Source organism: Desulfitobacterium dehalogenans ATCC 51507 (assembly GCF_000243155.2).
Classification (GTDB): domain Bacteria; phylum Bacillota; class Desulfitobacteriia; order Desulfitobacteriales; family Desulfitobacteriaceae; genus Desulfitobacterium; species Desulfitobacterium dehalogenans.
Map to the genome: position 1 here is coordinate 4,175,619 of NC_018017.1, position 25,165 is coordinate 4,200,783.

General features: G+C 44.9%; 29 protein-coding genes. 6 read left to right on the forward strand and 23 right to left on the reverse strand.

The features are described 5' to 3' along the window. Positions 1–132: 132 nt before the first annotated feature. The 23 genes from spoIID to DESDE_RS20005 all read right to left on the reverse strand — a co-directional run bounded on the left by spoIID (position 133) and on the right by DESDE_RS20005 (position 19,786). Positions 133–1,074: a stage II sporulation protein D gene (spoIID, locus tag DESDE_RS19895; RefSeq protein WP_014795823.1), complete on the reverse strand. Its 942-nt coding sequence runs from the start codon at positions 1,072–1,074 to the stop codon at positions 133–135. 116 nt (positions 1,075–1,190) lie between these two features. Next, entirely contained in the window at positions 1,191–2,129 is a 939-nt protein-coding gene (locus DESDE_RS19900; RefSeq protein ID WP_041917310.1) for a 4Fe-4S binding protein, read from the reverse strand. 1 nt (position 2,130) lies between these two features. Beyond that, positions 2,131–2,811, reverse strand: a complete 681-nt coding sequence (locus tag DESDE_RS19905) for a 4Fe-4S dicluster domain-containing protein (RefSeq protein ID WP_014795825.1) — start codon at positions 2,809–2,811, stop codon at positions 2,131–2,133. A 105-nt stretch (positions 2,812–2,916) separates the two neighbouring features. Beyond that, positions 2,917–3,222, reverse strand: coding sequence for a hypothetical protein (locus DESDE_RS19910; protein ID WP_242831289.1), 306 nt, complete (start codon positions 3,220–3,222; stop codon positions 2,917–2,919). A 31-nt stretch (positions 3,223–3,253) separates the two neighbouring features. Further along, positions 3,254–4,660, reverse strand: coding sequence for a reductive dehalogenase (locus tag DESDE_RS19915; protein ID WP_014795827.1), 1,407 nt, complete (start codon positions 4,658–4,660; stop codon positions 3,254–3,256). Positions 4,661–4,806: 146 nt separating this feature from the next. Next, positions 4,807–6,018: a reductive dehalogenase gene (locus DESDE_RS19920; RefSeq protein ID WP_014795828.1), complete on the reverse strand. Its 1,212-nt coding sequence runs from the start codon at positions 6,016–6,018 to the stop codon at positions 4,807–4,809. Between the two features lie 11 nt (positions 6,019–6,029). Further along, on the reverse strand, positions 6,030–6,719 hold the full coding sequence (locus tag DESDE_RS19925) for a response regulator transcription factor (protein WP_014795829.1): 690 nt from the start codon (positions 6,717–6,719) through the stop codon (positions 6,030–6,032). Then, positions 6,703–8,289: a sensor histidine kinase gene (locus tag DESDE_RS19930; RefSeq protein WP_242831290.1), complete on the reverse strand. Its 1,587-nt coding sequence runs from the start codon at positions 8,287–8,289 to the stop codon at positions 6,703–6,705. Before DESDE_RS19930 ends, DESDE_RS19925 begins: the two co-directional genes overlap by 17 nt. A gap of 317 nt (positions 8,290–8,606) precedes the next feature. After that, positions 8,607–9,854 (reverse strand): UDP-N-acetylglucosamine 1-carboxyvinyltransferase, encoded by a 1,248-nt coding sequence (gene murA, locus DESDE_RS19935; protein ID WP_014795831.1) that lies wholly within the window; start codon positions 9,852–9,854, stop codon positions 8,607–8,609. 137 nt (positions 9,855–9,991) lie between these two features. Further along, entirely contained in the window at positions 9,992–10,642 is a 651-nt protein-coding gene (locus tag DESDE_RS19940; protein ID WP_019851508.1) for a hypothetical protein, read from the reverse strand. Between the two features lie 223 nt (positions 10,643–10,865). Beyond that, positions 10,866–11,051, reverse strand: a complete 186-nt coding sequence (locus DESDE_RS19945; protein ID WP_014795833.1) for a hypothetical protein — start codon at positions 11,049–11,051, stop codon at positions 10,866–10,868. Positions 11,052–11,236: 185 nt separating this feature from the next. Next, positions 11,237–11,635: a F0F1 ATP synthase subunit epsilon gene (locus DESDE_RS19950; RefSeq protein WP_014795834.1), complete on the reverse strand. Its 399-nt coding sequence runs from the start codon at positions 11,633–11,635 to the stop codon at positions 11,237–11,239. Positions 11,636–11,637: 2 nt separating this feature from the next. Then, the gene (gene atpD, locus DESDE_RS19955; RefSeq protein ID WP_014795835.1) at positions 11,638–13,035 is read right to left on the reverse strand and encodes a F0F1 ATP synthase subunit beta; all 1,398 of its coding nucleotides are present in this window, start codon (positions 13,033–13,035) and stop codon (positions 11,638–11,640) included. 36 nt (positions 13,036–13,071) lie between these two features. Continuing rightward, positions 13,072–13,917 (reverse strand): ATP synthase F1 subunit gamma, encoded by an 846-nt coding sequence (gene atpG / locus DESDE_RS19960; RefSeq protein ID WP_014795836.1) that lies wholly within the window; start codon positions 13,915–13,917, stop codon positions 13,072–13,074. Between the two features lie 59 nt (positions 13,918–13,976). Further along, the gene (gene atpA / locus DESDE_RS19965; protein ID WP_014795837.1) at positions 13,977–15,485 is read right to left on the reverse strand and encodes a F0F1 ATP synthase subunit alpha; all 1,509 of its coding nucleotides are present in this window, start codon (positions 15,483–15,485) and stop codon (positions 13,977–13,979) included. 43 nt (positions 15,486–15,528) lie between these two features. After that, positions 15,529–16,065: a F0F1 ATP synthase subunit delta gene (locus DESDE_RS19970; RefSeq protein ID WP_014795838.1), complete on the reverse strand. Its 537-nt coding sequence runs from the start codon at positions 16,063–16,065 to the stop codon at positions 15,529–15,531. Continuing rightward, positions 16,059–16,553: a F0F1 ATP synthase subunit B gene (gene atpF, locus DESDE_RS19975; RefSeq protein ID WP_014795839.1), complete on the reverse strand. Its 495-nt coding sequence runs from the start codon at positions 16,551–16,553 to the stop codon at positions 16,059–16,061. Before atpF ends, DESDE_RS19970 begins: the two co-directional genes overlap by 7 nt. 112 nt (positions 16,554–16,665) lie before the next feature. Beyond that, entirely contained in the window at positions 16,666–16,896 is a 231-nt protein-coding gene (gene atpE / locus DESDE_RS19980; protein ID WP_005815466.1) for a F0F1 ATP synthase subunit C, read from the reverse strand. 97 nt (positions 16,897–16,993) lie between these two features. Further along, the gene (gene atpB, locus DESDE_RS19985) at positions 16,994–17,731 is read right to left on the reverse strand and encodes a F0F1 ATP synthase subunit A (RefSeq protein WP_014795840.1); all 738 of its coding nucleotides are present in this window, start codon (positions 17,729–17,731) and stop codon (positions 16,994–16,996) included. Between the two features lie 11 nt (positions 17,732–17,742). Beyond that, entirely contained in the window at positions 17,743–18,111 is a 369-nt protein-coding gene (locus DESDE_RS19990; protein WP_014795841.1) for a hypothetical protein, read from the reverse strand. Continuing rightward, positions 18,086–18,316: an AtpZ/AtpI family protein gene (locus DESDE_RS19995; protein ID WP_014795842.1), complete on the reverse strand. Its 231-nt coding sequence runs from the start codon at positions 18,314–18,316 to the stop codon at positions 18,086–18,088. The genes DESDE_RS19990 and DESDE_RS19995 overlap by 26 nt, the downstream gene beginning before the upstream one ends. A 202-nt stretch (positions 18,317–18,518) precedes the next feature. Continuing rightward, positions 18,519–18,989 (reverse strand): ImmA/IrrE family metallo-endopeptidase, encoded by a 471-nt coding sequence (locus tag DESDE_RS20000; RefSeq protein ID WP_014795843.1) that lies wholly within the window; start codon positions 18,987–18,989, stop codon positions 18,519–18,521. Positions 18,990–19,000: 11 nt separating this feature from the next. Next, positions 19,001–19,786 (reverse strand): helix-turn-helix domain-containing protein, encoded by a 786-nt coding sequence (locus DESDE_RS20005; protein WP_014795844.1) that lies wholly within the window; start codon positions 19,784–19,786, stop codon positions 19,001–19,003. Between the two features lie 343 nt (positions 19,787–20,129). Between DESDE_RS20005 and DESDE_RS20010 the strand changes: the two genes are divergently transcribed. The 6 genes from DESDE_RS20010 to DESDE_RS20035 all read left to right on the forward strand — a co-directional run bounded on the left by DESDE_RS20010 (position 20,130) and on the right by DESDE_RS20035 (position 25,151). Continuing rightward, entirely contained in the window at positions 20,130–20,354 is a 225-nt protein-coding gene (locus DESDE_RS20010; protein WP_014795845.1) for a hypothetical protein, read from the forward strand. Between the two features lie 14 nt (positions 20,355–20,368). Beyond that, positions 20,369–20,794 (forward strand): phage tail terminator family protein, encoded by a 426-nt coding sequence (locus DESDE_RS20015; RefSeq protein ID WP_014795846.1) that lies wholly within the window; start codon positions 20,369–20,371, stop codon positions 20,792–20,794. A gap of 3 nt (positions 20,795–20,797) precedes the next feature. Beyond that, on the forward strand, positions 20,798–21,868 hold the full coding sequence (locus tag DESDE_RS20020) for a phage tail sheath C-terminal domain-containing protein (RefSeq protein WP_014795847.1): 1,071 nt from the start codon (positions 20,798–20,800) through the stop codon (positions 21,866–21,868). A 315-nt stretch (positions 21,869–22,183) separates the two neighbouring features. Continuing rightward, positions 22,184–22,579: a phage tail tube protein gene (locus tag DESDE_RS20025; protein WP_014795848.1), complete on the forward strand. Its 396-nt coding sequence runs from the start codon at positions 22,184–22,186 to the stop codon at positions 22,577–22,579. Next, complete coding sequence (locus tag DESDE_RS20030) at positions 22,579–22,947, forward strand: phage tail assembly chaperone (protein ID WP_014795849.1); 369 nt, start codon at positions 22,579–22,581, stop codon at positions 22,945–22,947. Before DESDE_RS20025 ends, DESDE_RS20030 begins: the two co-directional genes overlap by 1 nt. A gap of 173 nt (positions 22,948–23,120) precedes the next feature. Further along, a complete protein-coding gene (locus DESDE_RS20035) occupies positions 23,121–25,151 on the forward strand; it encodes a tape measure protein (RefSeq protein WP_014795850.1) in 2,031 nt (676 codons plus the stop codon). Positions 25,152–25,165: the final 14 nt, after the last annotated feature.

A 25,165-nucleotide genomic window follows, 5' to 3' on the forward strand; every position in this document is an offset into this window, starting at 1 on the left:
CATCCAGAAAAAAGCGCAAGGAGAAAATCCAACTAGTACGAGATTTGTAACCATCTTAGAAAAATAAGGGAGCATCGCTGACTGCATTTTTCTGAAGCAGCCAGCGATGCTCCCTTTTCGTCTACTCCTGCCCTAGGCTTTGGTGAGGGTGAGGAGTTGAGTGCCGGGGTAGTAGTGTTGGAGGATTTCTTCGCAGGTTTTACCGGCCTTGGCCAAGTCATTCGCACCGTATTGGGACATACCGACAGCATGCCCGTTACCATAGGTGGTGATTTTGATTTCCTGAGGAGTTAGGGTGATCTCCATATCAGTAGAGGCTAACCCAAGGAGGGTACGAATCTGGGCTCCGGTATAGTTTTTCCCTAGTACACGAACTACTTTCGCCCGTCCTGCCGCTGTCTCGCTTAAGATCACGAAGTCGGATTCCGTAAAAGCTTTGGCCGTACCGGAGTGACCGACTTTTTGATAGAGGTCGCTGGGGGTGAAGGTATAGCTTTTTACATAACGGGCGGGGTTTTCTTCTCCTGCCACCACATTTTGCAGATAGGGACGAGAAGAACTCCAGACGTCCTCTGCGCGCTCCGTGGGTTTTCTCCCCGTACTGCTATGAAAAAAAGCTTCTATATATTGCCCGTCAGCGACCAGTACCTGGTCCTTTGTGCCGGTTACTGCCTTTTCTATCTTGTTATGATAGCGCCAGTAGGAGAGCCAGTTCCATTTCTCCTTCATCTTATCTTCTGATATCCAAACCTGGGTATTGACTGTGGTGTCCACATCATAGCCTGCCTCACTGCCGGATCGCTGGCTTATGCGCTTGGCGGCATAGGTCCGAGCGGCAATGGCCTGCGCTTTGAGAGCTTCCTCTTCGAATTCGGCGGGCATTTCTGCAGCTACGACGCCAACGAGATACTCTTCCAAGCCCAAAGATTTTACTTGTCCATCCGGCATTAAGACTCGAATGGTAATGTCCTCAGTCCTGACTTCGCTTTGGTTGTACCATCGAAGCACCGTCCAAGGAAATAAAACAATAATTATGACCAATAGAACCAGAATTCTGATCCATTCTTTGCGCACAAAGTCCCTCCTCTCTCATAGGCCAAGCCCATGCTTAACACTATGCTGAGGGGAGGGACAATATGTTTACTCTTCTCTACTCTGATTAATCGTTATAAGTCCTATAAAATCTAGTTTCATCGACTTCTAATTTTAAGCGCTTTCGATGGACACTTGTCTACACACAAATGACAATGAGTACAATTTAACATATCATCCAATTTGGGATGCGATTTCCAAACGCACACCTTTTCGCATAATATACAGCTTGCCATGCACTTTGTTTTATCCCTTCGTACACGGATCAATTTTTTTCTTCCCAGTAAACCGAGCAAAGCACCTGTAGGGCATAGATAATTGCACCAAACACCTTTTTGCATAAAAGAATCCAAAAACAGGAGCACCATGACAACGATAAGACCCGTCCAAAAAACTGAACCGAACGTCAAATAATAAAAAAACCGACCCAGCTGAACATAAGGTAATATATATGGGAAGACAGCACTACCTAATACCGTTAAAACGAATCCGATTCCTAAAATAGTATAACGCAAATAGGGATCTGCAATCACTTGTTTACTTATCCCTTTAATACCTAATGTCCTAGCGGCAAAGCGGATAAATTCCTGCAAGGTATTGTATGGACATATCCAACTGCAGAATACTCTTCCCAAAACAAGTGCTATAGCTATAGGTAGTGTAATCGATATCAGAAAATCCAAATCAAAGGAATAATCTATGATTGGCATTTGTATAAAAGCCAAAGGATCTATAAAAGTAAAATCGCCAATCGTTATGGACCAAAAGAATCCACTGAATCCATCAAGGAATCGGCTTACTGTATAGGTATTATCAACTATTAATCCAAACAACTTATCAATAATAAGTACAACCTGCTCTAAATAACCACCTTTTAAAGATGAATCTAAAGAGCTGAATCCCTCTTTATAAAGATTCCCAATCGAGCTCTTGGGTATATAGTAGAGGAGCCTTTTATAACTCTCAAAGATTGGAATTAGGAAAATCAAGAGCAGCGACCCAAATTGTGTCAGTCTCCTTAGCTTTTGCACTGGCATCTCAAATCCTCCCCGGGAGCCGGCTCTCATAGAAGGAACCTCTATTAATTCTCTCGAACAACTCGTAAGACCGTTTATCTTCACGATTGAGGGGCATAGTTATGGCTATTGGAGGGCAGGCGATCTCGCAAAGCCCACACCCGTAACATATTATTTTATCAATGACAGGCCTTCCTTGGTCATCAATGTAGAGCGCTTCATCTTTTAACGGGCAAGCCTCATAACAAAGAAGGCATTTTCGGTTTCTTCCATGATAAAGAATACATTTATCTTTCTGTATTTGGGCCACTCCAAGGTTAAAGCTTGGATGGGCGTCATGCTCCTTAGAATGCATCTTCTGAGCTTTCTTGGCATGCAATTCAGGATTCTCTGTTAATGGACTTAAGGCTCCCGTTGGGCAAATATTAATACAGCTCATACACAAGTTGCACTGATCCTTATCCATTAGAATGGGTGTTGCCATCATTTCTCCTCTGAGTGATTTGCCAAACGTAATCACACCAGTGGGACACTCCTCCCCACACTTCAAGCATCGAATACACCGTGCTAAAAAGTCTTTCTCATTGAGTGCCCCTGGTGGCCTCTGATAAACTTCAGATGTTACTGCTGAAAATGGAACAAAAAAACCTAAAACAGTAATAGCACCAAGCCTTTCAAGAAATCTTCTTCTTGAGATCTTCACGAGTCCCTCCCAAACGATTCACCGCTCTATACATAGTTAACGAGGGTCAAAAAATCTTTAACCCTCGTCCCTTGATACTATCTACATAAATTTAGTCATAATGCCTTAAGTTGATGCGTTTTGCCCGCCCGAAGCCGATTTCCTTCCTTTGGAAATCATCGGAATAATCCATATGAGTCCAGCTAAGACGACTGCAGGTAACCCCATAGCCAACAAGACAAAGTTAGCTGCACTGGATTCAATTTCCATCTTTAATCCTATGTAGTTTTGTATTGTTAACAGCATCATGGCAACAGAGATTACTGCAAGAACCCATTGATACCACTTTACATTAAGTCGTCCGGCTCTAATCTGTGTAAGTACTACGCCTAATCCAAGTCCGATGATAATCCCCAAAAATAGCCAAAGCATAACTTCACCCCCATTAGTTATATACTTTATCTTAGATTCTACGTCCGCCTCTTCTTGTATCAATGCCCATCTCCGCTAAGTTCGTGTCCTTCCACCAATCTTCTGGGTTCTTAAGCGGTTGTTCTGGCTGTGCAGGGAAAGCCATCCGATCAGCAGCTACAAGTACTGAATTGAACATCGACGTGCTAGCAATGGTTCCTTTAACAATCCTGTGTAAGCTTGCATCATCATCTACTGCATAAGGGCAGGCTGAGAAACAAATACCACAGTTCGTGCCACATTGATTCCAGTAATTTCTGCATAACACTGAGTCCTCAAAATATGCTCGATGCCCCGGATTGTTCCACTCTCCCTTAATCTCCCATGAAGGATCTCTATCCATACTCAACGCTTTAGACGGACACATCTCAGCACAAGTCTTGCAATCCTTACAGAAATCCATCACACCAAAGTTAATGGGCTTGGTTGGTGCAAGCGGCAAATCTGTCGTAAGTACAGCTACTCTTACCATGGGTCCATATTCCGGAGTAATAATTCGATTCAATCTCGACAACTCTCCGAGACCCGCCATGACGGCAAAGGCCGGTCCAATTCCGAAACCATTCAGGGCAGTGGCACCGTAAGAATGGTAACCTAAGGCCCGAATAAACTCATGAAGCTGAGCGTAAATTGTGTAAAGACGAGTGTAACTCAATGATGTTGTCAATGATCCGAGAACAGTTGGACCATATTTCATCGTCTCAGTAGACATTTGAACAGTGTATACAATAGCATAACGCGCTTTTTCAGGAATGACTAACTTCTTTTCATCCTCATAACCTACATCAATGTTCTCAAATACAATCGGTTTCTTAGTAGGTGCTGGCTCTTCTTGATAGACTAACTTGCGGGTTGTTTCCGTCTCAAGCTCCACAAAGCCCACTGTTGCTGCACCCATATGACGTAGAGCTGCTGTAACCATCCTGGAATTTTCCTCTGGAGTACCTTCGTAACGGGGTACGCCCCGTTCTTCCGGTGTCGAGGCCTTTTGGGGACCCATAAATAGGATGCTTGGCTGCCCGTACCCTACCGCAGCTTTTAGTGCCATATCCTTCGTTGTATAACCAGGGACACCTTCTTTTTCAAACTTGAGCAAATTATCCGCTTGTAATTGATTCATCTTTTTGTTAAAGTCTTCACCACGATATTTGGCGAGGCTTCCTCTGGTTGTTTGCCATTCCCGAAAACGTTGCATCTGTTGCCAATCAATTTCGGTAGTCGGCTTATCAACATTTTTTACCCACCAATAGCGTTTTGCGCTTTCTTGAGCATTTGCTGTTGCATCAGCAGCATTGGTCACTCCAGGTGCACCTAAAATACCTGTTGACGCCAAAGTCAAGCTTGCTCCAGCAAATCCAATTGCTTTCAACAATTGTCTTCGAGTTAATTGCCCTGGCATAATTTTAGCCCCCTATACTTTAGTCTTTGCTCAAAAAGTATAAAACTCTTATATGCAAATCTTATCACAAGGGGGTCAATTAATATCTCAAAACGAGATCAATTTTTCCAGCCAAATATAAAAATTATATAAAAATTCCGGACATGTTAACTGTTGAGCCAAAAGCTTGCCTCGGGATCAAAAACATCCGGTCCACAATCATCGAGGGAGTCCAGCAGATTATCAACCAAAGTACTGCTCTCCTTACTGGAATTCAGGATACTCTTTGTCCATTTATATCCTCTATTGTAAGAACAAACGGTAATGCAGATATTACAATTTGTTCCACACTCACTCCAATAGCAAAAACATTTCTTGTGATCTATTGCCCATCTTAAGTACCCGTCATTGCTCAACTCATCCATTCCTGAACACACTTTTGAATCAGACGGGATAGCACCGGCAGGGCATTTTCTCGCGCATTTTCTGCACGCTTCACAGAACTCATTCACTCCAAAATCAATGGGCTGATCACAGTCCAGAGGTAAATCAGTAATAACTTTAGCAATTCGAATACGGGTTCCAAGATAAGGATTAATGAGCTTGCCATTTCTACCGATCTGCCCTAAACCGGCATCTATGGCCAATGGAATATTAAGAGCTGTACAATTCACACTCGGTATCGCATTATAGCCCAATTCTCTGATTAATCCAGCTAGACTATTGGTAGTCAGACACATTTCGGAGTATACAAAACGGCCATTGGCATAGGGGAGTAGGGTTGGGGAATACTTCAGACACCCTGGGTCCATTTCAAATAACATGACAATCGCTGTCTTCATACTTGCTGGAATAACTCTAACTTTATTCTCTAAAAGAGTGGGCTCCTGTATACGGTTATATTCTGGAGCTTCATCGGAAAACTGTATCGGATAACTTTGCCTTGTTTGTAAGTCATACCAATGAGAATATACCCACCTACGATCTAATGGGGCTATTCCTACAGCACATGCACCGTACATTTTAGCTGCTTTTTTTATTGCTTTTGTCAATGTGAAAATGTCCATTCCTTCTTCTTTAGTGCCCTTCTCACCGTTCCAAGCATTGAATTCCTGATCACATATATGGATATTCTGAACGATCTTCTCCCTCATAAAATTCATAGTTCCGGCCAAAAATGCTTTGTCGAATTTCGAGTATCCAGGCTTATTATCTTTTGAGTATTGTTCAGCATTCTTCTGTCTTGCATGCTCTAACCTTTTTATTTCTTCATCCCAAAATAATCGTATAAAAATATTGTGTTTCTGATTATATCTTGAATAGTTCTGATCAATTTCATGGAGTTCTGCAGCTGAGGTATTAAGCCTTTGGATACGCATTTGTTTCCTCCTTATAACATCATATACCCGACCATTTGAACTGTATGGATATAACCGGGTTGTCCCTCAGGAATATCAATCTTTTGTCTGATTCTCGCTATACAAACCCTTACGTAATGGGTTTCCTCGCTGTATTGAGCACCCCAGATCTTAGTTAATAAGTCAGTGTGAGTTAAAACACAACCTCTGTCTTTTGCTAAAAGAACCAGAAGCTTATATTCAGTGGGTGTTAGCTTTATATCTACAGAATTCACTTTAACAGTATGAGTTCCTAAGCTAATCATTAAGCTTCCAATAACCATATCTGGATTTTTATCTGGTTTATCTGTCATTGTTCTTTTCAAAACAGCTTTCACTCTGGCCAGCATCTCCGTTATATCAAAGGGCTTTACGATGTAGTCATCTGCTCCTAATTCCAACCCTTTCACTTTATCTGAAACATTTTGTTTGGCTGAGATTAGAATTACTGGAACATCCGAAAATTGGCGTATTTCCCGCAGAACCTGATAGCCTTCCAATTTAGGGAGCATGATATCCAAAAGAATAATATCTGGTAAAAACTGCTCATACTTCCTTAATGCATCTTCCCCATCTCCCGCCGTGTATACTACATAATTGCTGACTTCAAGGTTAGCACGCATGAATCTCAAGATTTTGGGTTCATCTTCGGCTATTAGTACTTTTTTACTCAAAATAATCACCAACTTTGACTTTATTTACAGGTAGCGTAAAACAAAAATCACTTCCTTTACCTAAGGTACTTTCAGCCCAAATGCTCCCTCCGTGAGCCTCGACGATTCCTTTACATATACTTAATCCTAGTCCACTACCCTTATTAATTGAGGTTCTTTCCGGTTTGACCTGATAGTATTGTTGAAAAATTTTATCTAATGCATCTTTAGAAATACCTGGTCCATTATCTTTTATGATAAACAGGACTCGATCCCCTTCCCTTTTTACATATACATTCACTTTTACATGTCTGGGACCATATTTGACTGCATTATCGATTAAATTCTGTATCACTTGTTGAACTTTTTGTTCGTCGATTTCAAAAACGTCATCCTTATTCTTGACTGTAAATGTAATGTTACCCTGCTTGGCATATGCTCTGGAAATTGTTCTATAGACCTTATCAGTAAAACTGCCAATGGTTATGAATCTCTTATGTAGCTGATATTTTTTCGCATTGATTAAGGAGATCGCCAATAGTTCACCAACCATGTCATTAAGTCTATGACACTCTTCGGAAATTTCTTTCAAAAACTCCTGTCGATCAGCTTCTTCCCATCGGATATCCGTTCTAAGTAAAGAAGTAGCATTCCCGTTTATAATAGTTAATGGTGTTTTAAGCTCATGGCTTAGTATAGATATTAGGGTATCTTTAAATCTTTCTTTTTCTTTATATTCAGTTACATCGCTTAAAAGCAGTCCTTTACAAAGGGTTTCACCGGAGACGTTTTGCACATCAAATTTAGAAAACTTTAAAAAGCGATTATCTCTAGTCTCTATTGTAAAATAATAAAAGCTATTCGCTAAAAGGAAGGTTTCCAAATATATAATAGTATTGGAAGGATTCTTGCTAATCTTAACTAAATGAGCACAAAATTGATCAATCTCTTTATTTGCGTATGAGTTATTCATTCTTAACAATTCGAAAGCCTTGGAATTACAATATACTACTTTATCCTGTAGCATAATGATTCCTTCATTGAGGCTATTGATAATCGAGTCGAATCTCATTTCTGAAGAATCTGTTTTTTCTTTGTAGAATTCTTTTTCCAGGGAGAACCCTATTTGATTTGTGATAACCTCTAAAATTGTTAAATCAAGTTCAGCATCTATATTTTTCTTTTCTGTTAATAAGGCGAATATTCCTATAATCTTATTTGACGTCCATAATGGGATAAAAATAAGATAGTAATTCCCTTCATCAGATAACAATAACTTGCCCTTAACCTTCTTACAACTGATTTTCTCTGCTTGTCCCTCCATCGTACTCAAAAAAATTGTTTTAGGTAAACTTAACATATACTGGGGAGTCTTCCCTGTCACGCCTGCTATAGGTAGAAATTCACCTTGTTTGCTCTTGATTACTATGGTCACTTCTTCTGCTTGCCAAAAATCAGTAATCAGCTCTAAAACGTCACTGAGTACACAACTACAGCTCGGTGAACGAACCAGAAGATTTGATATCTCTTTAAGAAAATTGACGCTCTGATGAGTATTCTCCAAAATAATAATCACTCCACAACATGTTCGTTCAACCACAAACTGTTATATGGTTATAAAATTCTTGCTTGTTCATATTATCATTTATCAGTTTTTTTTGCTACTTTCGATAGATAAGGTATCATCAATTTCGAAAATTAAGACTTTGCATTTTAAAAAAGGACATAGAAGCACCCGCTTGGAAAGATAAAGTTACCACACACCATCTACCAAGAAAGGGGTTGCACCTATGTCTGAGAAATTTATATCGATTTAATGATAAATGGAGTGTATCAATATCTTTTGATACACTCCATTACCTGATAAGGGCAGTATGCTTAGCTCCTTAAATCAATTCAATACTCACAAATCATAGTTTATTCTCTACGAATCTGAGCACCAATTCCAGCTAATTTCTCCACAATATACTCATAGCCGCGGTCGATATGGTGAACCCCTTGGATCTCTGTTTCGCCATCTGCTGTCAAAGCGGCAAGGATAAGAGCTGCACCTGCACGCAAGTCGGTAGCGGTTACAGGGGCGGCAGTTAAATTTGAATTTCCTTGGATGATGGCACTACGGCCTTCGATTTTGATGTCGGCACCCATCCGTTTGAGCTCATCCACATGCATGAAGCGATTTTCAAACACGGTCTCCGTAACCATTCCTGTCCCATTAGCCCGGGTTAAGAAGGATAAGAAAGGAGCCTGAAGATCTGTCGGGAACCCCGGATGAACTTGTGTCTTAATATCAACAGCATTATAGACACCTTCACCTACCACACGGATTCCATCATCCACCTCACGAAGATATACCCCCGCCTCTTCCATCTTGGCCAGAAGGGGTTTCAAGTGATCAGCGATCACATTTTGAACAAAGATATCTCCGCCGGCGGCAGCGGCCATCAGCAGATAGCTGCCTGCTTCGATGCGATCTGGTATAACAGTGTGATTGGCACCATGTAACTCTTGAACACCTTCGATACGAATCACACTGGTCCCGGCCCCCCGGACCTTCCCACCCATCTGGTTTAGAAAATTGGCCAAGTCAATAATCTCCGGTTCTTGGGCAGCATTTTCAATAAAAGTGGTTCCCTCGGCACCGACTGCAGCCATCATAATGTTTTCTGTCGCACCCACGCTGGGGAAATCCAAGTAAATACGGGCTCCCTTTAATTTGGTCGCGCTTACATCCAGATAGCCATGATCCATGCGAATTTCCGCGCCTAAGGCTTCCAGGCCCTTGAGATGCCAATTAATCGGTCGTGAACCGATGGCACACCCTCCAGGGTGAGAGATCCGTACTCTACCCGTTCTGGCCAGTACCGGTCCCATGGTGACGATGGAGGCTCTCATTTGGGACACCAAATCATGTGGTGCTTCAAGACTGGTGATTTCCGGTGTATTTATATACAATTGCGATCCTTCTCGCCGTACTGATGCGCCAAATGCTCCTATGACCTGACACATGACGTCTACATCCAGCAAATGCGGGGCATCGTCAATGCGTATAGGCTCCGGAGATAACAAGCTGGCAGCAATTAAAGGCAATACTGCGTTTTTTGCTCCGCTTACGGTGATTTTCCCTTCTAAGGAACTACCGCCAGCAACAATAATTTTGCTCAAGTGTTCAGGCACCCCCAATTACATAAAACTATCTATAGGGCAACAAATCCTACGGATTTGTAAAAAACTTATCCGACCTGCTTATATTCTCCTCAAGCATCCCGATTTCCTGCTATATCATCGGGTTTAGTCACGATTTAAAATTCTTCCAGCAAGACCGGTATAGCAAGGGCGGTTTTCCCTTGCCCATACCCTTGACTAATCACTTGAATATTGACTTTATCGTTACCCGCGGCAACCTGCGGCAGAGAGGATTCCTGCCAGCCTACCACTGAAAAAACACCCTCGGATAGGGAGAATTGCCGGGGAAGAATATTCTGTTTCAAAGCATATTGAGCTATATCCATCCCTTCCGGGACTCTTTCGTCAAGATAAGCGTTGCCACCTGATTCTCTGGCATCTTCTACCAAGCTTTGATACCATAAAAAAATGGCCTGTTCCGACTCTTGATTAATTCTAGTATATCCTGCAAGGGAGTAGCCCGTACCTATTGAATTGGAGGGATGAGACTCCTGCCATACCCAATTCTCTCGGGGCAGCTTCTTTAGAAAGTTCTTTTGGGGTTTACCCTTTTCAAACCAAAGAATGACCCGCAATTCCGCCTCCTGAGCTTCCAATAACCCTGTACTTAGTAGTAATGGATTTTTATCCCCCGGTTTTGCAAATAGAGAAGATGAATTATCCGCAATGAAAGCATGGACAAATACGATAACTCCTAATAATACGATGAGTAGCCGGGTGTTTAAGGGGGTTTCCGGGAAATAAGTCAAGGGAACCTTCTTTATCATATCCTCACACCTTATCTTCTCGTTCAGCTTTCTGCTATTTCTAATTCTAGTTTTGCCAAAGCCTCAAAAAGATAACGGTTTTTTCTAAGGAAATAAAAATATTCTTCGCCGGTATATTTATCACAACACTGTTTTGTGTCAATTATTGCTCTTTCCAATATAGGAAGAAGGTTATATTATATAGCTTTTTCAAATAGTTGCCACTTTAATTATGATTTTCCTTTTACCTTTTAGGTTCAGGGATGCTATTAAATAACTTTATTAATGTATCTACACAATTATCACTGGTAAAACCACCATTTTCATTGCTCACCATCTGAAGATTGGCGGCTGTAAGCATTAAAATGCTTTTAGCATCTGACTCATTTAAAGCAATGATTTTTTCTCTTGTTTTCTCTAAATCCAACATGAAAATTTACCTCCTGCCTATAGACCCCTTAGGAGTCTGCACCCTTATCACGAGACAAGTCAATTAACACAATCTACACGAAAACTGCATCAAAAAGAGGTTGCCTCAGATGAGTAAAACCGGTTTTACTCTGATTTAGAGACAACCTCTTTTTCAATCGGATGATGACATAGATAATAAACCTACTAATCCTCGGTTGCATTGATCCGTGCCACAGCACGTAAGAGGGCCAGCTCAGCACGTCGGATATCGATTCCTTCTCTCTGGGCCAGGCGTTTTTCGGCTCTTTCCTTAGCTGCTAAAGCACGATCCAGATCAACCTTTTCACCGGGTTCCGCCGTATCGGCTAAAACGGTTACCTTATTATCCGATACTTCAACGAATCCGCCGGAGGTGGCTATTTTTTGTACTTTGCCATTGACTGTGTAGCGAATGACTCCAATCCCGATGGAGGAAATCAAAGGTGCGTGATTAGGCAAAATCCCGATTTCACCGTTTCCCCCGGGTAGTACCACAAATTCCGCCTCTTCTTTAAGCACATTGCCTTCCGGGGAAACGACACGGAGTGTAAACGTCCCTGCCATAATTATGCCCCCAATGCTTTGGCTTTTTCGATAGCTTCTTCAATGGTTCCCACCATGTGGAAAGCTGCCTCCGGTAGGTTATCGTGTTTTCCTTCCACGATTTCCTTAAACCCACGGATGGTTTCCTTAATCGGAACATATTTACCAGGTGATCCTGTAAATACTTCAGCCACGTGGAAAGGCTGAGACAGGAAGCGCTCAATCCGGCGGGCACGGGACACGACGAGTTTCTCATCTTCAGAAAGCTCATCCATACCAAGAATGGCGATAATATCTTGAAGTTCTTTATACTTTTGCAGAATCTGCTGGACATCGCGGGCCACTTGATAATGCTCTTCACCAAGAATTTGCGGGGAAAGAATCCGCGAGTTGGAATCCAAGGGGTCCACCGCAGGATAAATCCCTTTCTCAGAGATTGCACGGTTAAGAACCGTGGTCGCATCCAAGTGAGCGAAGGCGGTAGCCGGAGCAGGGTCAGTCAAGTCATCCGCAGGCACGTAAATAGCCTGTACGGAGGTGATGGAGCCGTTCCGTGTCGAAGTAATACGCTCTTGAAGAGCACCCATTTCGGTGGCCAGGGTAGGTTGATAACCCACCGCAGACGGCATCCGTCCCAGCAGGGCGGAAACCTCAGAACCTGCTTGGGTAAAGCGGAAGATATTATCGATAAAGAGCAGCACGTCTTGGTTTTGCACATCACGGAAGTATTCCGCCATGGTCAATCCGGTCAGTCCTACCCGTAAACGGGCGCCAGGGGGTTCATTCATCTGGCCAAAAACCATGGCCATTTTGTCGATAACCCCAGACTCTCTCATCTCGTTCCAAAGGTCGTTTCCTTCACGGGTCCGCTCGCCGACGCCGGCGAAAACGGAGAGACCGCCGTGCTCCATGGCGATATTATTGATGAGCTCTTGGATCAATACGGTTTTACCTACACCCGCACCGCCGAAGAGTCCGATCTTACCCCCTTTGGAGTAGGGGGCTAATAAGTCAATAACCTTAATCCCTGTTTCCAGCATGACCGTTGAAGGATCTTGATCCACAAAGGCTGGAGCAGGTCTATGGATGGGGTAAGAGGTGTCCGTGTGGACTTCTTCCCCATTGTCAATGGCATGTCCTAGAACATTAAAAATACGCCCTAAAGTCGCCGGTCCTACAGGTACGGTAATGGGAGCACCGGTATTGAGAGCTGCCATGCCCCGCTGCAGGCCGTCGGTAGAAGACATGGCCACACAGCGTACTGTATTATTGCCCAAGTGCTGAGCGACCTCAAGGGTGAGATCGATCTTCTTCTCGGGAACCGTGACTTTAACAGCACTATAAATCTCTGGCAGTGCCTCGGAAGCAAACTCAACGTCAACTACCGCTCCCATGATTTGCACGATTTTGCCGATATTCACAGGCGAGAAACCTCCTTTTTGCGTTTTGGCCTTGGATTATTCAAGAGCGCTGGCGCCCCCGACAATTTCGGAAATTTCCGTGGTAATCGCCGCTTGGCGAGCACGATTCATCTGCAGGGTCAGCCGCTCAATCATCTCTTTCGCGTTGTCCGTTGCAGCACCCATCGCGGTCATCTGTGCTCCCATCTCACTGGCTTTGCCTTCGAGCAAGGTGCGGAATACTTGAGTTTCCACATATTTCGGAAGGAGAGTGGTTAGAATCTCCTCGGCGGAGGGTTCAAAAATATACTCCGTGTTGGACACCTGCTTAGGCTTTTCAATGGGAAGAAGCTTGATCCGAGTGGGACGTTGGGAAATTGCACTGATGAATTCGTTATAGAGAAGATAAACTTCATCCAATTCTCCACTTTCGTAAAGACCGATCACCTCTTGAGCAATTTCCTTAGCCTGTCCATAGGATGGGTTATCGCCTAGCCCTACGAATTCGGCAATGGTCTCAATCTTGCCACGACGGTAGAAGTCTCTCCCTTTGCGTCCAACGGCAACGAGTCTTACGTCGTGAGTTTCTTCGGCAATCAAACTATTGGTCATCCGGATCAGGTTCGCATTATACCCTCCGCAGAGGCCTCGATCAGAGGTAATGATGATATAGCCTACCCGCTGTACAGGTCGCTCGATTAAGAGGGGATGAGTTGCATCCGCTTGATCCTGAGCAAGACGTGCTAGAACTTCTTGCAATTGACGGGCATAAGGGCGGGCAGCGATGACCTTTTCCTGAGCTTTACGTAATTTAGATGCAGCCACCATTTTCATAGCCTTAGTAATCTGCTGCATATTCCGTACGCCACGAATCCTGCGTCGTATATCACGTACATTTGCCACCTGGTTCACCTACCCCCTTTATTCGCTCTTCCGCATGAAACGTCTTATGGGTGAAAAACTTACCCTAAGAAACCTTCCTTAACTTCAATGATTGCCTTTTCAATTTCAGCATTCAACTCATCGTTAAGGGCTTTTTCTGTGCGGATTCTCGCGAGGAGATCAGCTTTGGTGGTGCGCATGGTGCGCAGATACTCTTCTTCAAAGCTCTTGATTTTATCCACCGGGATATCGTCCAAGAAGCCTTTAACCGCTGCATAGAGAACAACGACCTGCTCTTCAACGACCATGGGCTCATATTGTTTTTGCTTGAGGATTTCCATCATACGCTCACCGCGGGTGAGACGCATTTGGGTAATCTTATCCAAATCGGAGCCAAATTGGGCAAAAGCCGCCAGCTCACGATACTGAGCCAAATCCAAGCGCAATTGTCCGGCCACCTGTTTCATAGCCTTAATCTGTGCGGAGCCACCAACCCGGGATACGGAAATCCCGACGTTAATGGCCGGACGGAAGCCGGCGTTGAAAAGGTCAGTCTCCAGGAAGATCTGGCCGTCGGTGATGGAAATAACGTTGGTAGGAATGTAAGCCGAAACGTCTCCCGCTTGAGTCTCAATAATGGGAAGGGCGGTCATGGAACCGCTGCCCAAATCCGGGGAGAGTTTGGCAGCCCGTTCAAGCAGACGGGAATGGAGATAGAAGACGTCTCCGGGATAAGCTTCACGGCCGGGAGGACGTTTCAAAAGCAAGGACAATTCACGGTAAGCAGCGGCTTGCTTGGTCAAATCATCATAGATGATCAGAACGTGCTTGCCGTTGTACATGAATTCTTCACCCATGGCGCATCCTGAATAGGGTGCGATATAAAGCATGGGGGCAGGCTCGGAGGCCGTGGCCGAAACCACGATGCTGTAATCCATCGCGCCATGATCTTCCAGGGTTTTTACCACCCCGGCAACCGTGGAAGCTTTTTGTCCTACAGCGACATAGATACAAATGACATCCTTGCCTTTTTGATTGATGATGGTATCCACGGCTACCGCTGTTTTACCGGTTTGCCGGTCACCAATGATCAGCTCCCGCTGGCCGCGGCCAATGGGAACAATCGCATCAATGGATTTGAGTCCCGTTTGGAGTGGTTCATGAACGGATTTCCGATAGACTACTCCCGGGGCAGTGCTTTCAATAGGACGGAATTTATCGGCTTTGATTTCGCCTTTTCCGTCAATGGGTTGACCGAGAGCATTGACAACGCGGCCAATCATGGCTTCCCCTACGGGAACTTCCACAATACGACCTGTCCGCTTCACTTGGTCCCCTTCTCTGATCTCAGTAAATTTACCTAGGATAATGCAGCCAATATTATCTTCCTCCAGGTTCATGGCCATCCCGTAAATTCCTCCGGGGAATTCCAGAAGTTCACCGGCCATAGCCATTTCCAGACCATGAACCCGGGCGATTCCGTCTCCTACCTGGATTACGGTACCTACATCCACTACCTCCACTGCACTATCATAACGTTCAATTTGCTGTTTTATAATTGAACTAATTTCTTCTGGACGTAAATTCATCTTCGTCTATTCACCCCTATTTTTTGAGGTTCTCTCGACCCTTCTAAGCGTGGCTGAGGCTTTGGCGAATCCTCTGTAATTTAAAGGCCACGGTTCCATCCATCACACGGTCACCAATCTGAATCATGACACCGCCGATCAGCTCCGGACGCACTTCCTTAACCATCCGTACATTCTTACCTGTCATGCGGACCAATTCCTGATGCAAACGCTGCTCTTGAGTCTCACTCAGGGGAATTGCACTAGAAACTTTAGCTTCCACAATATTGCGGGCTTCGTCAGCAAGGCGTGCAAATACCCGGGCAATCTCAGTGAGGTAGTTTTGCCTTCTTCGGTCGATCAGCAGGTTGAGGAAATTTCGCACAGTAACACTTAATTGGCCAGCGAAAATTTTATTCATCAGATCTTTCTTCTCGGAAAGAGAAATATGCGGATGGTAAAGGACGTGGGCTACCTCAGCATTCTGTTCAACACACTGTGTCAGCTCCTGAAGTTCAGCCTCGATACCATCCAAATTTTCTTGGACGGCGATATCAAACAAGGCTTGGGCATACCGCTGAGCTATCGCTCCCTTTAACATGGCAATTCCCCTACTTCTTGAATAAATTGCTCAATCATACCTTCCTGGCCACTGATGTCCAGGTTCTTACGAATAATTTTTTCGGCGACAGCCACAGATAAATCGGCGACTTGTGCTTGGACCTGAGCAATGGCCCGATCCCGTTCCCGTTCAATATCAGCCAAAGCCGCCTGTTTAATCTTTTCGGCTTCGCCATGGGCAACCGCGAGAATCTCGGCAGCTCGCTGCTCGCTCAGTTTGGTTGCTTTAGCAATGACTTCCTGAGCTTCTTGACGGGCTTTGCGCATTTCTTCCTGATATTCGCGCTTTATTTGTTCAGCCTGCAGGCGCTCTTTTTCTGCATTGGCGATGTTAGCCTCAATCTGATTGCGGCGCTCCTCCATCATAGTGATGAGGGGATTCCAAGCGAATCGTCTGAGAATATAAACCAAGAGCAAAAAAGATAAGACCTGGACGACCAATGTTAAATCAAAATGTATGGGATTCAATATTTACCCCCCTCTCAAGTCGTGTCCATCGATGATTTTTTCAAGGGGGAACTTAGTGTTCCCCCTTGTTCTTGACGGGCTGGGACTTAAGATCTCGCCCATGTATTGCAGACTACTTTGTAAACATGAGAAGTAAGGCAAGCACCCAGGTCAGAAGAGGCAACGCCTCGATCAGACCGACACCGATAAACATGGTGGATTGCAGAGCCCCTTTAGCTTCAGGCTGACGAGCAATACCTTCCACAGTTTTCGTGATAACACTACCATTACCAAGTGAAGCTCCGAGGGCTGCTAATCCAGCAGCAATCCCTGCACCAAGTGCAGCAGCAGCAGATACGTCCACAGAGTTTCCTCCTTTCTTATTTCCCCGATAGAATTTTAAGTATTATTCCTCAGTGCGTATTTCATCACTGAAAACAAACGCGAACAGATACCGATTCTCAATCCTCAGCCACTGCCTGAGCGACATAGGCTGTGGTCAAGACCGTAAAGACGAAGGCTTGGATCGATCCAATAAATACACTGAAGGCTAACCAAATGGCATCAGGCAATATGCCGCCTAATACCCAAATACCAGGAAGCATCAGGATTACGGAGATGAGAACCTCCCCGGCATAGATATTTCCAAAAAGACGGAAGGCTAAGGTCATTGGCTTGGACAATAAGTCAATGACGTGAATCAGCGAAAATATCGGATGGGGCTCTAAAAAATGATGAAAATAATGAGATCCTTTGTGTTTTATTCCCATATAGAAGACTAGACCCATGGTCATCAAGGCTAAAGCCATCGTGGTGTTGATGTCGGCGGTAGGCGACATTAAAGCTGGCCCTTCGAAGATATCGTTCAACTTGGCGAACTCCACATTATGCAAAAGACCAAAAGTAAAGTTCGGAATCAAGCCAAACATATTGGATGCGAAGACGAATAAAATCAGAGTGACTAAGTAGCCTAGAAGGGGCTTTCCTTTTTCATAGTCCATATTATCTGAGATGAGCTTGCGAACAAAATCAACCATCCACTCCAGGACGTTTTGCATTTTTCCCGGCTTACCGCTGGTCAGATGCCGAGCCCCTGAAAGTACAAAAACTATGATGATCGCCATGACTATCCAGGTCATGATTAGGGTTTTGCCATGGAGTGTCATGCCCCCGATTTCCCACAATATCGTTTCATGCATTGTCTATCAATTCACCCCTTTCCACTGTTAGAAATTTGCTTAATACTTGCCAAAAGAGAGACCACAAGGCCCAGGGCTATCCCCAAAGCCAAAGGAAACAGCCAGGTCGCTTGGAATCGACCTACTGCAACGACCACCAAAGTTATCATTCCCAAACGCGCAAAAAAACTCCGACGCATACGTCTAATCGCGATAACCAATTCGTCATCCACGCTGCGCAGAGTATCCCTATGTAGCCAAAAAGTAAGCAAAAAACCTAGTACATAGCCCGGAAGTGCACCTAAAAGATTGGAATTCCCCGTCACTGCCACTCCCATAAGAATGAAAGAAGTTCCTACCAGCAGGAGGATTAAATTATTTTTTGTCATCCATAACGCCAAACTTTCTCAGTGTAACAACCAAATAACACCCTCCCAATACCAAACCCAGGATCATCAAAAGAAGTGAAAGCCAAGGCTGAGTACCGAATCGTTGATCAAGAAAACGCCCCAGCACAAATCCTCCCCCGACCAGTCCGGCCAGAGTGGTCGCAATACTTGTCCCGAAAGCCATAGCCTTAAGTACGGTCATGCGATGTTCGCCCATTTTACTTCCCTTCTGAACCCAAAGAGTTGTTTCAAAGAATTGGAAATAGTAAAAATTTATACCTGATATAAATAATAACACCGTTTTCTAAATATTTATTTTTTCTTTCTCCTTATCATAACAACTTTTTACGCTTATCGCAATAAGCGAGTTGTAAATAAGCAATTAATAAATCTCAGGAAACGATTAAAAAAAGTAATGGTTACGCTTCATCAAATAACTCAACAACCTCCAGCGGCTCAAAACAAATCAGATAACTCGCCCACTCAACCCGCAGACCGTGCTTTTCCTTGTAATAAGATAAAGCGTCTTCTAAGAAGCCTTCCGTCACATCCATATATTCAGCAAATTCATATCTGCTCCTGATCCCCTCTCTGTAAGCCCCTACAAAGCTCCGGAGGGGGATTAGTTTTTCATAGGCCATGCGTCTGGCTAATCTCTCTTGCTTCCGATTCCTTATTTTATGCTGGTCCAGAATATCTCCCACTGAAGTAAGATAGTGGGCCTGCTCTTCGGCAAGGGTACAGGCTTTTTCCCGTTCTGTCTCTATGTTTCGGTTAAGCCAGATTATTTTATCGCTATATAAGCCTTTGATTCTGGGCAGCAGAGAGACTTCATAAACTCCAACTTCCTGTTGAGCCAGCTCAGCGCAAAGGGTTTCGTACAAAGTCATATCTATCACCTCTATTTATCCCGCTTTTTAGATCGCACAAACTCCTTAAACCTTTCGATTTCCGCTAACTCCTCGTCGGTCCACTCCTCCCCGTCGTGATGAGCGGCTATGGTTTCAGGTTCGTAGCTACCGGTCAAAGCGTCTTGTTCTTCTACCCTTTCAGTGGCTAAGTATCTCGTGGGCCTGTCAGTGAATTCGGACAGGGTGTACTCGTCAGAAACTTCTCCATTAACATCGTCGAGACCTTCTTTGTAGAAGATCTTACTTTCTTTATCCTCAATGGTGAGTTTGGGGATAGACCAGTAATCAAGATAGAAAGTAATACTTTGCCCCCAGAGGACAAAAACAACCGGAGTATTCTCCCTGAAATCGGGGGGTAAGATCAGCTCCCAAACCACAAAAAGGCTTAGGTCGTAATATTCAACATCGGTAAACGCTTCTTTTTTGAGCAGACTTTCTATGTATTTTCTTGTACTGTCTTTGAACCAAAAACCTGAATCAATATTAATCCTGGCTGCATCCCAGATAAGCTTCTTATTTTGAGGACTATCAAGGGCTGCTTTCATTCCGGCAACACGAATCGAACATCCCGCTTCTTTGGCATTGGTGAAGGGAGAGATTCCCAACAAATAATCCGTAGATACCTTAAAGAAATCTGCGACTTTTTGAAGGTTGTCTGCAGTCGGAAAACTTTTGGTCCATTTGTATAGGGCCCCCCGCCCAAAGCCAAGCTCTCTTTCCAGCTGAGTTAAAGTTATCTTGTGAGTCTTGCACAGACTCTGAATCTTTTCTAACAAAAAAGAGCACCTCCAGGAAAATATTTACGTAAAATATTCAGATACACTATTGACTTGCGTATAATTTTCAGATAGTATGATCCCAACAGCTTGGGTTATTGAAAAATTTGGTTACTCAACCAAACTTTGCGTTTGTGGCATGCTTTAATATTAGAATATTTTCAGACGCATGTCAATGTCTAGGCTCTTTTTCAACATCCTTTGTTCTTTGGCAACTTCATATGGACCGTTGAGTACAGACGAATAGCTCCGGCGAAGTCGGCATGACGCCGGCCAAGGGGCCCAAGGTAGAGAAAGACGGCTAATTAGTATAAAGATCAAAAGAAAGGAGGCGAGGCAAGGTGTGAGCGTAAATAAGAGTGAAGTCGCCGCTTTCACCAGCGACTTATATGCGGTAGAGAGGGAATTGCCCCAGGCTCACCATAAGCTTCTTGAAGATCTGAGGAAACTGCCTGAAGAGGCAGGTGAGCGCACCCCCTCGATCATTATCGAAGTAAAAGCGCTCCGTTTAGCCCAGAAATTTGCGGAGAATATAGGAAAGCGCATTGAGGGGGGAGCAACATTTTAAACAGTATTCACATTATGGCTGGAATCCAGCAGCTTTTGGCGGAGAACTACCCTGACCATACGATCACCATGGATCTCCACCCTGAGCCCTTAGAGCGTCCCAGCTTCATGATTGAACTTGTGACGGCAGACCGTTCCCCCGTGAATTGTAAGACAGTTCAAGAGACGGTCTATTTTACGATTACTTGCTTTGATATCACGGATGATGATCCTGGCAATACGACCAATCTCTTATTGATCCAGCAAGGTGTGCTTGATCTTTTCCGAGCCGGGTATCTGTCCGTCCAAGATAGAAAAATCTCTGTCGCGGCCAGCCCAGGAGGCCGCAACGCTGATCAAGCCTATGTGGATCTGCAGTTTGAATACTTTGAGGATCGTTCAGACGGACGGAATATAACGCCATTAATGAAAGAGGTCTATACGACCATAAAGGAGGAATAAACATTGGGACTCCCAAACATCAATATTAAATTTAAGACAACGGCTGCTGCAGCTATTAAACGCTCGCAAAAGGGGATTGTTGCCATTATTTTGAAGGACGCTGCCCAGACAGCTCAAGGGATGCATGTACTAACCAATGTAACCCAGATCCCCGCAACCCTGGGAACACTGAATAAGGATTATATCAGCCGCACATTTTTGGGCTATGTGCACCCGCCGCGCAAGGTGCTTGTCTATGTGCTGCCTGACACGGCTGAGAATCTTGCCGCCGCTTTAAGCCATTTGGCTACGCAGACCTTTGATTATGTCGTAGGTCCCCCGGACTGCACTGCTGCCCAGGCGACAGAGATTACCTCATGGGTAGCCGCTCAGCGCGCCAACGGATTGACACCTAAAACTGTTCTGCCCCATAAGGCAGAGGATAGCGAAAGTGTTATCAACTTCACAACTGCTGGCATTAAAGTGGGTGAAGATACCTACGATGCCCCAGGATATTGCTCACGAATCGCCGGGTTAATCGCCGGTACTCCCCTGACCATCAGCTGCACTTATGCCCCATTGCCTGAAATTACCGACGTGACCAGACTGGCCAAAGGGGACATGGATACAGCAATCGACCATGGGGAGTTTATTGTCTTCCACGATGGAGAGAAAGTGAAAGTCGGGCGGGGAGTGAACAGCCTGCAAACGACTAACCCTAGCAAAGGAGAGATTTTTAAGAAGATCAAGATTGTGGAAGCCGTGGATATGATCCGCAACGATATCAAGATGACCGCTCAGGATAACTATATCGGCAAATATGCCAATAGTTACGATAATAAATGCCTGCTGATTACAGCAATCAGCGGCTATTTCGCTCAATTGGAGCTGGACGGGATTCTGCAGGCAGGGAGCAGCTCGGTGGGTATCGACATAGAGGCTCAGGAGGCTTATCTGCAGGCTGCGGGAGTGGATACCTCTGCTCAGTCCGAACAGGACATCAAGGAGGCTAACACCGGGGATAAGGTCTATCTCAAAGCCAGCATCAAAATTCTGGATGCTATCGAGGATATCAACCTGGATATTGTGATTTAAGGAGGAAATGAATAAATGGATAGTGCAAAAAGAGTGATGTCTGGTACCTGGGGTGAAACTTTGCCCTCCTGATTAGTAATAATTGGGTAATAAAGCGGGAGAATTCAGAGAAAACCTAAGGCATTTATGCTATGGCAACTCTGAGCCGAGCCAAGCGAAGCCTGAAAGTAGCTTGGAAGGTGCAACGACTAATGGGTGAGGAAGGCAACCAATAAGCCCAACACGAGTACCCGCCACCCTCAATGGGTGAAGATATAGTCTGAACTATATGGAAACATATAGAGCTGTGGGATAAATAGCCCGCAGGATAACATAATGGAAGTCTGGCTGGATAACGCCTATGTGGGCGAATGCTACGGCATGCAGGCTAAAGTAAGTTTTAATAAAGAAGATGTGCAAATTTGCGGCCGGATGGCTACGGATAAAAAAGTCTCCAGTATCAGCTGCACAGGCTCCTTGCGGATGCACAAAGTTTCCAGTCGGATGGCTAATGCTATTGGCGCATCTATCCGCAACGGTCGAGATCTGCGTTTCGTAGTGATCTCCAAGCTGAATGACCCGGATGCCTATGGTGCTGAGCGGGTTGTGCTGAAAAACGTGAGCTTCGACGATCTGACACTGGCCGATTGGGAAGTAGCCACCAATGGGAAAATCGAAGCTCCCTTTACCTTTACGGATTATGAACTTCTTGACGCTGTGGAGGCGAGATAATGGATACTTTAGAGCTGCTGCTTAAAGGGGACCGGCCCAATATGCCGGAGAAAGAAATTAAGTTAAAGCGATTGAGCAAAGCCTGCGGCGGGGACATTATCTTCCGGCTGCGAGCCCTTAGCTTCAACCGGGTGGCCGAGATTAAGAATAGTCATGCCGGCGGCGATATGGAGGTCCATATTCTCTTAGCCGGCGTCATCTCTCCCGATCTGAAGTCGGAGGAGCTTAAGCAAAAATATAATGCGGTGACGCCCTCGGAAATGATCAAAACCATGCTCCTACCGGGGGAAATCGAGGATATCTCCCGGGAAATCGAGAAGCTGAGCGGCTATCGGGTTACTACGGTGGAAGAGGTTAAAAAAAAATAGAGTCGGATCCTGAGATCCAGCTCATGTACTATTTGTTTGTCGAGAAGAACATGACCCCAGGCTCTTATTATAACCTGCCTCCAGGGGAAAAGGTGATGATAAGAGCCTTCTTTGAAATGCACATGGAATCCCGCAGCTCGCGAATGAAAACATAGCCGATTGGAGGTGAACATATGGGGAGAAATATCAGTATAGCCATTTCAGTCCAGGATAATTTTACAAAGAAAATCACTACGATGCGCGAGGCGAGCCATAAATTTAATAAAGATCTTGCTGATCTTTCGTCTAAGCTTGATAGTTTAAATAAAAAGAAAATCAGTCTCAAAGTTGATACAGCTAAAGCAAACGAAGCCTTAAGAAAAGCAGAAACGCGATTTGCCAAAACAGGCGAAGCCGCTGCTAATATGTCCACGGTGATAAACCAGATAAATGTTGATCATGCCAGAACAAGCCTGAACTTACTTGAGAATGATGCTCATCAGACAGAAAAGACTCTTCATAGTCTTGACAAGACAATCGGGAAAATGGGAAATAAGGCAGGCATTTCAGGTGTCTCAGGTGGTGGCAAGGCAGGAATTTCAGCTGGCGGCAAGGCAGGCTTGATCGGCACTTTGGCGGAGGCAGGAATAGCAAGATTTTCGGGGGACATTGCACAGATTGCGGATGCGGCGATTGGCAGCGCATTTGGTTCAAATACAAATACAATGGTCCAAAGCACGATAGGCAGTGCAATTAGCGGAGCCGCCATGGGGAGCATGATAGGAGGGCTACCCGGAGCAGCCGTTGGAGCTATTGCGGGCGGAGTAATGGGGTTTGCAAGTGGAAAAGCGTCCAACTATTCCAAAGAAGACGATATCTTCAAAAGCAGTGTACGCGACCAATATGAGGCCGTAAAGCAACAAGAGTCCGATACCCTCACTCGCGGCATAGGTATTGCAGGTAGCAGAGAGCAGACGCAGTTGGCCTTTGGCAGAGTGTTGGGCAGTGATGAGACGGCTAAAGATTTCCTGGCGGAGATGGCAGACTTTGCCGTGGCTACACCCTTTGACTATGATCAGCTCGCTGCTATAAGCAAGACTATGCTTGCTAATGGCTACAAGCAGAACGAAGTGTTTGAGGAACTTGTCAAAATCGGGGATGCCGGAATGGCTTTGGGGATGAGCAGTGAAGATATGAACTACGTAGCCGCAAGCTTGGGGAGCCTGAGGTCCACCGGTCAAACTACGCTGGAGTCCCTGAGCCCCTTGCTTGAAAGAGGCATCCCAGTTTTTGAATATTTAGCCAAAGCTTCCGGCAAAACAGAGGCCCAAATACAAGACATGGTCTCGAATGGGTTAATTCCCGGTGTCGAGGCCGCTAAAGCAATCGCTGATTATATGGGCACAGAGCACGCCGGAAATATGGAGAAGCAAAATCAAAGCTACCAAGGGCTTATGAGTAACTTGGAAGATGCTCAGGGCAATATGGATGCGGCTATGGGGGAGGGCTATACCCATGAACGCCAAAAAGGTATTCAAGCTCAGATCGACTACTTTGAGGGGGAAAGCGGCGAGAAGCTAAAGGAAGCCAACCGGATGATCGGTGAGTGGAAAGCGTCCCTGGAGAACGACCATGAAGCCGCTATTCGCAACTCTATGGATGAGATGATGGATTCCGATGAATATAAGCAAGCAGCGGCAGAGGGCAACCGGGTTGAGATGGGAAAACTCCTTGCCGAGGCCCAGGCAAAAGGAGAGAATGAATATAAAGCCAGTGAAGGGTATCAGCTACAGCTCGCTACTGATCAGGAACTTATAAAAAAAATCCGTGAAGACCAATCATTAAAAAAAGAGTATTGGAATACGGGCAAAGCTCTGCAAGAGGAATTTGAAAAAGGGCGTAGGGCCGTTTCGGCCGCTTCTCCTTATGGCTATGGCGATGCCTATGATTATGGCTGGAATGGCCAGGTAGCAGGGTCTGTACCGGGGTCAGGTAAAGTGGCTGCCTATGGCATAAGCTATGTACCCTATGATAATTTTCCAGCGCTTCTCCACGAGGGCGAGCGGGTTCTGACCGCCAGTGAAGCACGGGCCTTAAAAGGTTCCGGGGCAAGCAATATAAGCATCACCGGCAACAGCTTCATCATCAGGGAGGAAGCGGATATCGGCAAAATAGCCCGTGAGCTGGCCCGGAACATGGCGAGAGCCTCTGCACTGGCCATTTGATTTTGGAATGTCTT

What these genes read in the sequence shown, in the direction of transcription:
- DESDE_RS19945 (WP_014795833.1), bottom strand. Translation starts at nt 11,051, where the DNA reads ATGTTGGATTTAGAGAAAACAAGAGAAAAAATCATTGCTTTAAATGAG.
- DESDE_RS20025 (WP_014795848.1), top strand. Translation starts at nt 22,184, where the DNA reads ATGGAAGTCTGGCTGGATAACGCCTATGTGGGCGAATGCTACGGCATG.
- DESDE_RS19950 (WP_014795834.1), bottom strand. Translation starts at nt 11,635, where the DNA reads ATGGCAGGGACGTTTACACTCCGTGTCGTTTCCCCGGAAGGCAATGTG.
- DESDE_RS19915 (WP_014795827.1), bottom strand. Translation starts at nt 4,660, where the DNA reads ATGCCAGGGCAATTAACTCGAAGACAATTGTTGAAAGCAATTGGATTT.
- atpB (WP_014795840.1), bottom strand. Translation starts at nt 17,731, where the DNA reads ATGCATGAAACGATATTGTGGGAAATCGGGGGCATGACACTCCATGGC.
- DESDE_RS19995 (WP_014795842.1), bottom strand. Translation starts at nt 18,316, where the DNA reads ATGGGCGAACATCGCATGACCGTACTTAAGGCTATGGCTTTCGGGACA.
- DESDE_RS19940 (WP_019851508.1), bottom strand. Translation starts at nt 10,642, where the DNA reads ATGATAAAGAAGGTTCCCTTGACTTATTTCCCGGAAACCCCCTTAAAC.
- DESDE_RS20000 (WP_014795843.1), bottom strand. Translation starts at nt 18,989, where the DNA reads ATGACTTTGTACGAAACCCTTTGCGCTGAGCTGGCTCAACAGGAAGTT.
- atpA (WP_014795837.1), bottom strand. Translation starts at nt 15,485, where the DNA reads ATGAATTTACGTCCAGAAGAAATTAGTTCAATTATAAAACAGCAAATT.
- DESDE_RS19900 (WP_041917310.1), bottom strand. Translation starts at nt 2,129, where the DNA reads ATGCCAGTGCAAAAGCTAAGGAGACTGACACAATTTGGGTCGCTGCTC.
- DESDE_RS19970 (WP_014795838.1), bottom strand. Translation starts at nt 16,065, where the DNA reads ATGTTAAAGGGAGCGATAGCTCAGCGGTATGCCCAAGCCTTGTTTGAT.
- DESDE_RS20015 (WP_014795846.1), top strand. Translation starts at nt 20,369, where the DNA reads ATGGCTGGAATCCAGCAGCTTTTGGCGGAGAACTACCCTGACCATACG.
- DESDE_RS19910 (WP_242831289.1), bottom strand. Translation starts at nt 3,222, where the DNA reads ATGCTTTGGCTATTTTTGGGGATTATCATCGGACTTGGATTAGGCGTA.
- DESDE_RS20030 (WP_014795849.1), top strand. Translation starts at nt 22,579, where the DNA reads ATGGATACTTTAGAGCTGCTGCTTAAAGGGGACCGGCCCAATATGCCG.
- DESDE_RS19920 (WP_014795828.1), bottom strand. Translation starts at nt 6,018, where the DNA reads ATGCGTATCCAAAGGCTTAATACCTCAGCTGCAGAACTCCATGAAATT.
- DESDE_RS20035 (WP_014795850.1), top strand. Translation starts at nt 23,121, where the DNA reads ATGGGGAGAAATATCAGTATAGCCATTTCAGTCCAGGATAATTTTACA.